General features: G+C 69.8%; 10 protein-coding genes. 3 read left to right on the top strand and 7 right to left on the bottom strand.

Annotated features, from left to right (window positions below):
• From ispH to ABTZ89_RS30845, 5 genes are all read right to left on the bottom strand, one after another.
• A partial coding sequence (gene ispH / locus ABTZ89_RS30825; protein WP_351051298.1) for a 4-hydroxy-3-methylbut-2-enyl diphosphate reductase occupies positions 1 to 694 on the bottom strand: 694 nt, incomplete at its 3' end.
• Entirely contained in the window at positions 691 to 1,746 is a 1,056-nt protein-coding gene (locus tag ABTZ89_RS30830; protein WP_351051301.1) for a polyprenyl synthetase family protein, read from the bottom strand. The genes ABTZ89_RS30830 and ispH, both read right to left, overlap by 4 nt.
• Before the next feature lie 120 nt (positions 1,747 to 1,866).
• Positions 1,867 to 2,724, bottom strand: coding sequence for a geranyl diphosphate 2-C-methyltransferase (locus ABTZ89_RS30835; RefSeq protein ID WP_270949223.1), 858 nt, complete (start codon positions 2,722 to 2,724; stop codon positions 1,867 to 1,869).
• Between the two features lie 13 nt (positions 2,725 to 2,737).
• Positions 2,738 to 3,802, bottom strand: coding sequence for a family 2 encapsulin nanocompartment cargo protein terpene cyclase (locus ABTZ89_RS30840; protein WP_351051304.1), 1,065 nt, complete (start codon positions 3,800 to 3,802; stop codon positions 2,738 to 2,740).
• Positions 3,802 to 5,109: a family 2B encapsulin nanocompartment shell protein gene (locus ABTZ89_RS30845; protein ID WP_270949225.1), complete on the bottom strand. Its 1,308-nt coding sequence runs from the start codon at positions 5,107 to 5,109 to the stop codon at positions 3,802 to 3,804. Before ABTZ89_RS30845 ends, ABTZ89_RS30840 begins: the two co-directional genes overlap by 1 nt.
• On the opposite strand from ABTZ89_RS30845, the gene ABTZ89_RS30850 reads away from it, so the two are divergent.
• Positions 5,099 to 5,506, top strand: coding sequence for a hypothetical protein (locus tag ABTZ89_RS30850; protein WP_351051307.1), 408 nt, complete (start codon positions 5,099 to 5,101; stop codon positions 5,504 to 5,506). The genes ABTZ89_RS30845 and ABTZ89_RS30850 overlap by 11 nt on opposite strands.
• A 184-nt stretch (positions 5,507 to 5,690) precedes the next feature.
• Complete coding sequence (locus ABTZ89_RS30855) at positions 5,691 to 5,939, top strand: hypothetical protein (protein ID WP_351051310.1); 249 nt, start codon at positions 5,691 to 5,693, stop codon at positions 5,937 to 5,939.
• 86 nt (positions 5,940 to 6,025) lie between these two features.
• Here the strand turns inward: ABTZ89_RS30855 and ABTZ89_RS30860 are convergent, their stop codons facing one another.
• Positions 6,026 to 6,574 carry a GNAT family N-acetyltransferase gene (locus ABTZ89_RS30860; protein WP_270949228.1) on the bottom strand — a complete coding sequence of 183 codons (549 nt, stop codon included), beginning with the start codon at positions 6,572 to 6,574 and terminating at the stop codon, positions 6,026 to 6,028.
• A 100-nt stretch (positions 6,575 to 6,674) separates the two neighbouring features.
• The gene (locus ABTZ89_RS30865) at positions 6,675 to 8,159 is read right to left on the bottom strand and encodes an AAA-type ATPase lid domain-containing protein (protein WP_351051312.1); all 1,485 of its coding nucleotides are present in this window, start codon (positions 8,157 to 8,159) and stop codon (positions 6,675 to 6,677) included.
• A 177-nt stretch (positions 8,160 to 8,336) separates the two neighbouring features.
• Between ABTZ89_RS30865 and ABTZ89_RS30870 the strand changes: the two genes are divergently transcribed.
• A partial coding sequence (locus tag ABTZ89_RS30870) for an amidohydrolase family protein (protein ID WP_351051315.1) occupies positions 8,337 to 8,980 on the top strand: 644 nt, incomplete at its 3' end.

Consider the following 8,980-nt stretch of genomic DNA (forward strand, 5'->3'; position numbering starts at 1 on the left):
CCACCAGGCGCTTGGAGTTGGAGGAGGTGGGGGAGCCGACCACCAGGACGACGTCGCAGCGCGGCGCGATCGATTTGACGGCGGTCTGGCGGTTCTGGGTGGCGAAGCAGATGTCGTCCGACGGCGGGTCCGCGAGGTCCGGGAAGCGGCGCCGGAGAACGTCGACGATCCCCATCGCATCGTCGATGGCCAGCGTGGTCTGGCACAGCCACACCACCCGGCCGGGGTCGGGCACCTCGACCGAAGCCGCATCGTCGGTGGTCTCGACCAGCTGGATCGACTCCGGGGCCTCGCCCAGGATGCCGATGATCTCCTGGTGGCCGGCGTGCCCGATCAGCAGGACCGCGTACCCGTCGTCGGCGAACCGCACCGCCTCCCGGTGCACCTTGGTCACCAGCGGGCACGTCGCGTCGATCACCTCGAGCTGCCGGGTGGCGGCCGCGGTGTGCACGGCGGGGGAGACGCCGTGCGCGGAGAAGATGATCCGCGCCCCCTCCGGCACTTCCGCGACGTCTTCGACGAAGACCGCTCCGCGCGCCTCGAGCGCGGCGATGACGTGCGTGTTGTGCACGATCTGATGTCGCACGTACACCGGTGGTCCCCACCTGGCCAGGGCGTTCTCCACCGCTTCGATGGCCCGGTCCACGCCGGCGCAGCAGCCGCGCGGCGCGGCGAGCAGAACTCGTTTCGTCATCGGTCACGCTCCACAGCTCGGTCGGCGACGGTGCGCAGCGCATCGGCCACCTCGGTGGGCAGGTGCGGGCTGTCGAGCGCGGCCAGCGCTGCGCGGTGGTGCTCGGCGATGAGGTGTTCCGCGGTGCGGACTGTTCCGGTTGCGGACAGGATGTCCCGCACGACGTCCACTTCGGACTCGGTGATGTCGGGTTTGCCCCACAGCTGCGCCAGTTTCACCGCTTGTGACGGGCTCGCAGCGGTGCGGGCGTGGGCGATGAGCGCGGTGTGCTTGCCCGCCGTGGCGTCGTCGGTGATCGGTTTGCCGGTGACCTGCGGATCGCCGAACAGGCCCAGCAGGTCGTCGCGGAGCTGGAAGGCCTTGCCCACCGGCATGCCGTAGTGGTGCAGCGCCCGAGTCACCTCGCGGGAGGCGTCGCCCGCCGCGGCGCCGATCGACAACGGCCGGTACACGGTGTAGTAGGCGGTCTTGTAGCGGATGATCATCTCGGCCAGGTCCGCGTCGGAGGACCCGGCGCCCGCCGAGTGCAGGTCCAGGAACTGGCCGATGGTGACCTCGTGGCGCATCTGCGCGATCTGCGGCAGCACCCGGCCGAGCTGCTCGGCGCTGAGCTGCTGGCAGGTGAGCTTGTCGGCCCAGGCCAGCGCGAGGTCGCCGAGCACGATCGCCGCGCAGTTGCCGAACCACTCGTCGTCCTGCGGGGAACCGCCGGAGCGGAGGCCGGCCATGACGCGGTGCACGGTCGGCCTGCCCCGCCGCGTCGCGGACCGGTCCACCACGTCGTCGTGGATCAGGATGGCGGCGTGGAACATCTCCAGCCCGGCGGCCAGTCCGATCAGCGGTGCTCGGCAGCGGGGTCGCGGATCGGCGGCCAGCCAGCCGAGGATGCACAGCACGGGGCGGATGCGCTTGCCGCCGGTCAGCACGAACCCCTCGATCACCTCGATCATGTCGTCGGAGTGCGGTTCGACCCCGCCGGCCAGGGTCGTGCGGTCGAAGAACCCCGCGAGCGCCGAGTCGACCTCGGCGCGGATCTCGTCCAGGTCCACCATGCCTGCCTTAGAGCTTGTCTTCGATCCTGGTTTTCGATCTTGTGCTTTGATTCGCCGTCAGGCGAGTAGCCCACCCTCGGCGCTTGCGCCGCCACGCAGAACGAGTTCGAAGGCAGGTTCTTAGACGCGGTCGGCGGCGATGAGCAAGTACTGGAAGGCGCCGCTCTCGTAGGCTTCGATGAACGCGTCCTCGATGCCCGTGACCAGCGGCGACTTCGCGCGCAGCCGCCAGTACGGCAGCGTCGCCCCGGTCAGGTCGACCACCGCGGTGGGCACCAGCCGGTTCTCGGCCATCGCGCGGAAGTAGCCCGAGCGGGGGTGGATGTCGCAGATGTAGTGCGCGTTGATGGTGGACACCGCCCGCGAGGGCAGCCCGTAGACGTCGTTGTAGCAACCGGTGATCGTCACGTACCGCCCGCCGCGCGAGAGCAGCCGGGAGTGCTCGGCGAACAGGTCTCCCAGATCGGTGTACATGGTGGACTCGTTGTTCCAGATGGCGCGCATGCTGCCGGTGTCGAAGCCGGTGTCGAGCATGTTGAGCTGGTGGAACACGACCCGGTCGGACACCCCGCGCTGCTGGGCCTGCGCGTTGGCGAAGTCCACCTGCTTGCGGGAGATGGAGATCCCGTCCACCGCGCAGCCGAACCGCTCGTGGGCCATGAACGAGCTGCCCCCGCGACCGCACCCGGCGTCCATGATCCGGTGCTCCGGCCCGACCTCCCCGAGGTGGCCGAGCAGCAGGTCGGCCTGCTGGGTCTCCAGCCGGTGCAGTTCGGCGGTGATGCGCTCGCGGGCGGTCGCCGGATCACCGCCGGTGACCGACCAGTCCGGATCGCCGATGCCGTAGTGGTGGTGGAAGTAGCCGTCGACCTCGCCCAGCTCGAGGTTGACCGGGTTGGCCTCCCGGTTCCAGTAGTCCGCGACGCTGCCCTGGTAGATGCTGGCGGCGGTGCCGTTCTGGTGGATGGTCTCGGTCATCGCTCGGGTCCTCTCACGCGTTGTGGCGGGCGGTGGTGAAGTGCCAGTGGCGGCTTCCGGCGATCCAGGCCCACAGCCCGGTCAGGAAGCGGGCGACCACCGGATCGGGAAGAGCGGCGGTGGCGCGTTCGGTGTCGTCCTCGAAGGCCCGGATCAGCTCGTTGTGCACCTCGCAGGCCTTGATGAACGCCTCGTCGAGCGGGAGCTGCTCCTCGGCGGCGATCACGGCCGGCAGGTTGAACGGCAGGCCGTGCTCGCGGATCTCGCGCTCGCAGGAGGCGAGGTCGTTGTGCAGGGTGGCGATCAGCGACGCCCGCGCGGTGCAGTCCTGCACCAGCGGGTGGGTGTGCAGCTCGTCGGGGAGCTCGTAGCCGTCGAGCACATCGGTGAGGTCCAGGCACGGGCGGAACGAGTTCATCTGGCGGTTGGCCAGGTACTGCCAGACCGGCGGCAGGCGGTTGGCCATCCGCCACCCGTTCTCGGCGTTGTACCCGAGGTAGAGCTGGGCGATGTCGTGCCGCGTGCGCTGGGCCTGCGCCGGGCTGCTGATCCGCTTGAGGTCGTCGAAGGCCTCGTGCTGGGCGCGCAGCACCGGGTGGCCGGAGCGCTGCTCCTCCCACAGCGCTTGGTAGTCCGGGGTCAGGCACGGCGCGTCGATCGCCGACTGCGCCAGCGACAGGTTCGGTCCGATGGTCTGGTCGTTGGCGTCGCGGCGGCTGTTGGTCTCGCAGAAGTAGTCGTCCACGGCGGTCTCGGCGACGATCATCTTGCCCGCCGCCGTCATCCGGTCGACGTCCTGGCTTCCGGGGTGGCACAACGTGATTCCGCGCCCCGGATCGTGCTTGTAGACGCCCTCGACGTTCTCCGCGCTGCCCAGCCCGAGTCCGGTCATCCACGCGACGACGCGGCTGTTGATCTCCGCGGCGGCCTCGGGGCGCTCGGGCGGGGCCGGCGGGCAGTGCAGGACGGTGGTCCGCCGCTGCGTTCCCGGTGCGGTGCACGCGCTGGTCCCCTGAACGCCACCGGTGTGCCGCTGCTGGACGGGGACCGGTGTTTCGTGCGCGATGAGCTCGATCATCAGGTGTCCGCCCGGCCGATCTCGACGTGCTCCAGCAGCCCGACCGCGTCCGGGACCAGCGGCGCGACGCTGTAGTAGGCGGTCACCAGGTAGCGCAGGATGGCCTGGTCGGTGATGCCCATGAACCGCACGTTCATCCCGGGCTGCACCTGGTCGGGCAGCTCGGCGGGCTGCAACCCGACGACGCCCTGCTTCTCCTCGCCGCGGCGCATGGCGATGATCGAGGTGGTGTTGTGGTCGGAGAGGCCGATCTTGCCCAGCGGGTAGACCGGGATCCCGCGCCAGGAAAGGGCTTTCGACCCGTTCTCCTGGGTGGTCGCGTCGACCGCGATCCCGCGCTTGTTGCACTCCCGCAGGAACGCCGTGATCGCCTTGGGATGCGCGAAGAACGCGTCCGTCGAGCGGCGCATGGACAGCAGGTCGTCCAGGTCGTCGGGCGTGGGCGGGCCGGTGCGGGTGGAGATCCGCTGGTCGTAGGCGGTGTTGTTCAGCAGCCCGAAGTCCGGGTGGTGCAGCAGTTCGCGCTCCTGGGTCTCGCGGACCTCCTCCGCGGTGAGCCGCAGCTGCTCCTCGACCTGGTTCATCGGGTCGTTGTAGAGGTCGGCGACGCGGGTGTGGACCTGCAGGACCGTCTGCGTCAGCGACAGCTCGTACTCGCGCGGGCCGAGCTCGTAGTCGACGAACGTGCCGGGCAGCTGCGCCTCGCCCAGGTGCCCGGCGGACAGCGCGATCTCGGCTTCGCCCCGCCGGTTCTGCGGGAGCGAGCGGCGCCGCGCGAAGTCCTCCAGGTGCGTGCGCAGGCTCTCCTCGGAGCCGAGCAGATCGCGCAAGGCGTCCCAGTTCAGGACCATGATCGTGCCGGCGGTGGCGCACCGCAGCGTCGCCGACCAGGTCGGGTCGTCGACCCCGACCGCCTCGTCGCCGACCTGATCGCCGTCGGTGATCACGCCCAGGTGGTCGACGGTGCCGTACTCGCCGGTCGCCAGCCGCTCGATGCGGCCGTGCGCGACGACGAAGACCTCCCGGATCGGACTGCCCTCCGCCGCGAGCACTTCGCCCGGCGTGACCTGGCGGACCGTGAACATCCCGGCGAGGCGGGTGAGCACGTCGACGTCGGTGTAGCCGCGCAGAGCGGAGAGCTCGGTGAGGGTTTCCGGGATGATGCGGACGTCGGTGCCCTCCTGGACGAACGACACGCGACCGCGCCCGACCTTGATCTGCAGGCGCCGGTTCACCCGGTACGTGCCGCTGGAGACGGTGAGCCACGGGAGCTGCCGGAGCAGGTTCCGGGAGCTGATGGACTGCATCTGCGGCGGCGTCTTCGTCGTGGTCGCGAGCAGCCGCGCCGCGCGGGTCTGCAGGGAAGAGAACTGTTCGGCAGCGGGTGACGACACGTCACGAACCTCCCGTGGGTGGATTCTGTTCGGCGAATTCCAGCCGCCGTTCAGCGGGCAGCACGACCTCCGCCCGGGACGTCGAATCGCGACGTTCCTCCGCGAGATCTGGATCTGGTGTCGGGTGGTGGGGCATTGGTCGGCGGGGGTGCCGGCGTGCTGCGTGATCGCGATGTTCTCGCAGGTGGCGAACTGGATCGATGCCCGAGTCTATGCGGCGCCTTTTTGGGTATATACAGATGAACGGGTGATCGCCTCGTCGGTCGTTTTCACTCGGATCGGTGAGGTGTTTTCGGTCGGCTACTTTTGATTCGTCGACCTGATTCGCGCTTTCGGAATTCATTTCGGGAAATGCGAGTGGATATCGTTCATCTTCAATCGGCGCCGGCGGTCGGCTGCTCCGTGCGGGTGACACCGGACGAAACCGACGCGGTTCCGGCGGTGGCTCGGGAGACTGGCCCCGCATCGACGGTCCAACTGGGGAGGAACTCGAGATGGCGGATGGATTTCCCGCGTGGTACCGCGCGTACGGGGACGGCGTGAACATCCGGACCCGGCCCGATCCCGGTGCCACGTCGGTCGGCCAGATGCAGACCGATGACCGGATCCTGGTCACCGCGCTGCCGGTGACGGGTGGTGAGTACGGGCCGGCGTGCGGCAGCCAGCCGAGCAACCGGTGGTACCCGGTCGACCACTTCGGCCAGCTCCGCTACGTGATCATGACCTGTCTCGAACGGGTCTGACGCAGTCCGGGGCCGGTCGTCCTTTCCCGCGACCGGCCCCGCGACCGTCTCTTGTGGAGGAACCGCCCGTCATGGGCGGTGCGGTACTAGTCCCGTTCGGACTTGCGGGCGGCCGCGTGCAGTCGCGCCTTGGCCGGGTCGGTGGGGTGTGCCCGCGACCGGCTCTGCTTGGAGCTGTCGCCCTCGGCGGGCGCGTGGCGGACGAACAGCGTGACGGTGACGCTGTCGTTGAAGCCGCACCGCTGCATGAGCTGAGCCGAAGCCGTGTTCGTCTGCTCGACGTCGGTGATGATCCTCGTCGCGCCCGCCGCGAACAGCGCTGCGCAGGACTCCTCCAGCAGAGTCCTGGCCAGCCCCTTGCCCTGGTGGTCGGGCGCGACGGCGAGCCACTCCACGTACCCCCAGTCCGCGCGCTCGTCGTAGGAAAGGGAGCCGAGCACGAAACCGGCCACCTCGCCGTCGGCTTCGGCGACCCAGCACGCGTCCGGCTGGGCGTCCAGGTGGACGGCCACGCTGGACAACGACCACGAGGTGTAGGGCATCGCGGACACGTCGAAGACCTGGTTGCCGAGCTCGAGCACGCCGGCCAGGTGCGACAACCCCATCGGTGAAAGCTGCACGTCGGATTCACTCATGACGCCACGATTTTCGTGCAGACCAGAACCGCCCGCCACCCCGGACCCGGCAGAGCGCACCGGAAACCAGTTCGTCCCCTGTGGACGGGTCCGTTCGTCGTCAGCGGTTCGGGCCCTGCTCCGGGATCTTGATGCGGTACTGGGCCATCTTGCGGTAGATCGTCGCTCGTCCGACGCCCAGTTCGACCGCGGCTTGGGCGATGGTGCGACCGGGTTCGGTCAGGCAGCGGATGATCTCGTCGCGCTCCACCAGCTGGAGCCGGGTCAGCGGGCGGCCCGGGCTGGTGAAGACCTCGGCCGGGAGGTGGTGCAGGTCGACCGTGCGGGCGCCCGACGCGGCCGCCCGCATCGCTTCGCGGAGCTGGCGGACGTTGCCCGGCCAGTCGTAGGCGGTCAGCGCCCGGGCCGCTGCCGGGGTGAAGCTCGCGTCGCGCCTCCAGTCCTGGCGGGCGAAGTGGTGGGCCAGGGGCAGGACGTCGTCGGGCCGGGTGCGCAGGGCGGGCGCCTCGACCACCGCATCGATCAACGGGTGCAGCTCCTCGGGGATCGCGGAGTCCGTCTCGGCGGTGATGACGAACGGTGCCGGCCCGTCGGACCAGCGTCGCGCCGCGGTCAGCAGCCGCGCGAGTTCGGTCGTGGCCCAAGCGGGGAGGGCCTCCACCGCGGAGACGATGATGCAGGTGCAGTCCTTGCCCAGTTCAGGCGTCCACAGCGCCATCCAGGAGTCGACCTCCTCCGGCGCCGGGGGCCGGACGCTGAGCACGCGCTCGCGCCGCAGCTCCCGGCGGGCGAGGGCGGCCAGCGCGGTCTTGCCCGCGCCCGGCTCACCGACGACGGCGACGCCCAGGCCGTGCTGGAACGCCGCGCGCGCCTGCGCGACCGCGTTGGTCCACGCGGGCGACAGCGCGGTGCAGGTGGTGCCGGTTCGCTGGAGGCGGTCGGCGTAGACGCGGAACACCGCCCCGCGCGGCATCGGGCGGATCTTGCGCCCGGTGCTGCGCGCCAGCATCAGCGCGGCGGTGTTCCCGGCCGCCGACTGGGCCAGCGCGAGCAGGAGCTCGGAGGACGAATCCGACCAGGTGGTGAGGTTGATGCTGCCGGCGACTCCGCCGTTGACCGGGTCCAGGACGGGCGCGGCGGCGCAGGTGTAGCCCTGCAGGCTGGTGCAGTAGTGCTCGTCGGCGCGCACCAGCGACGGCGCGCGGTCGGCCAGCGCGAGGCCGAGCCCGTTGGTGCCCGCGTTGCGCTCGCCGAAGTAGAAGCCAGGGGCGAGGTGGACGCGGTCGAGGGACCGGTTGATCGCGGTGTCGTCGCACAACCTGCTCAGCACCAGGCCGTCGCTGTCGGTCACCATCATGCTGACCGGTTCGTTGGCCAGCGTCGCCTGCAGGCCCCGGAGCACCTCGTGGCCGCATTCGTACAGCAGCGAATCGGTGTCCACCGCACCGGTGAACGCCGGGCGCATCTCGTCGGCGGTGAGCCCGTAGCGCTCGCTGCGCCGCCAGGAGGCGCGCAGGCGTGGAGCGATCCGGCCGTGCCCGGTGAGGCACGCCGCTGGGTCCGGGTGGGGTGCGCGTTCGGTCATTCCGGCCTCCACGGGGACGCATCGTTGCGCCGACCCCAGCCACGGTAGTGCTAGGAGCGCCGAGCTTCACCGGTGTGCGTGTCTCAAACTGAGACAGCCGCGGGCTCCCCGGTGCTGCCCGATCGCCCTAGCGTTCGGACCCGACGTGCCACAGCCGCCACGTACGGGAGGGTGCACATGTACAGCAAGGACGGCGAGGACTACTTCATCGTCGACGCCCACGTCGCGCTCTGGGACGCACGTCCCGACAACCAGCTCAACATCCACGGCAAGCAGTTCATCGACTGCTTCTACGACTACCACCGCAACCTGAGCCCGGAATCGGAGGTGTGGCCGTACGAGGAGTACCTCTACTACGGCGGCGAGCGCCTCCTGCGGGACCTGTTCGACGACGGCTACGTCGACCACGCCATCTTCCAGCCGGCGCACCTCGGCGCCTTCTACCGCAACGGGTTCGGGCAGACCGAGGAGGCCTTCTCACTCGCGCAGCGGTACCCGGACAAGCTCACCTACAACCACTGCTGGGACCCTCGCTTCGAACAGGCCGGACTGGACCAGCTGCGGCGCGACGCCGAGCGGTTCGGGCTCAAGGGCGTCAAGCTCTACACCGCCGAGTGGCACGGCGATTCGCGCGGCTACAAGCTGGACGACCCGTGGACCTACCGGTACTTGGAGACCTGCCAGGAACTCGGGATCCGCAACATCCACATCCACAAAGGACCGACGATCCGGCCGCTGGACCGCGACGCGTTCGACGTGGCCGACGTCGACAAGGCCGCCACCGACTTCACCGAGGCACCTGGCTGCGTGCGATATCGGTC

This window comes from Saccharopolyspora sp. NPDC002686 (assembly GCF_040295745.1).
In the GTDB taxonomy this organism is placed as follows: domain Bacteria; phylum Actinomycetota; class Actinomycetes; order Mycobacteriales; family Pseudonocardiaceae; genus Saccharopolyspora; species Saccharopolyspora oryzae.

What these genes read in the sequence shown, in the direction of transcription:
- ABTZ89_RS30830 (WP_351051301.1), bottom strand. Translation starts at nt 1,746, where the DNA reads ATGGTGGACCTGGACGAGATCCGCGCCGAGGTCGACTCGGCGCTCGCG.
- ABTZ89_RS30835 (WP_270949223.1), bottom strand. Translation starts at nt 2,724, where the DNA reads ATGACCGAGACCATCCACCAGAACGGCACCGCCGCCAGCATCTACCAG.
- ABTZ89_RS30840 (WP_351051304.1), bottom strand. Translation starts at nt 3,802, where the DNA reads ATGATCGAGCTCATCGCGCACGAAACACCGGTCCCCGTCCAGCAGCGG.
- ABTZ89_RS30850 (WP_351051307.1), top strand. Translation starts at nt 5,099, where the DNA reads ATGGACTGCATCTGCGGCGGCGTCTTCGTCGTGGTCGCGAGCAGCCGC.
- ABTZ89_RS30845 (WP_270949225.1), bottom strand. Translation starts at nt 5,109, where the DNA reads ATGCAGTCCATCAGCTCCCGGAACCTGCTCCGGCAGCTCCCGTGGCTC.
- ABTZ89_RS30855 (WP_351051310.1), top strand. Translation starts at nt 5,691, where the DNA reads ATGGCGGATGGATTTCCCGCGTGGTACCGCGCGTACGGGGACGGCGTG.
- ABTZ89_RS30860 (WP_270949228.1), bottom strand. Translation starts at nt 6,574, where the DNA reads ATGAGTGAATCCGACGTGCAGCTTTCACCGATGGGGTTGTCGCACCTG.
- ABTZ89_RS30865 (WP_351051312.1), bottom strand. Translation starts at nt 8,159, where the DNA reads ATGACCGAACGCGCACCCCACCCGGACCCAGCGGCGTGCCTCACCGGG.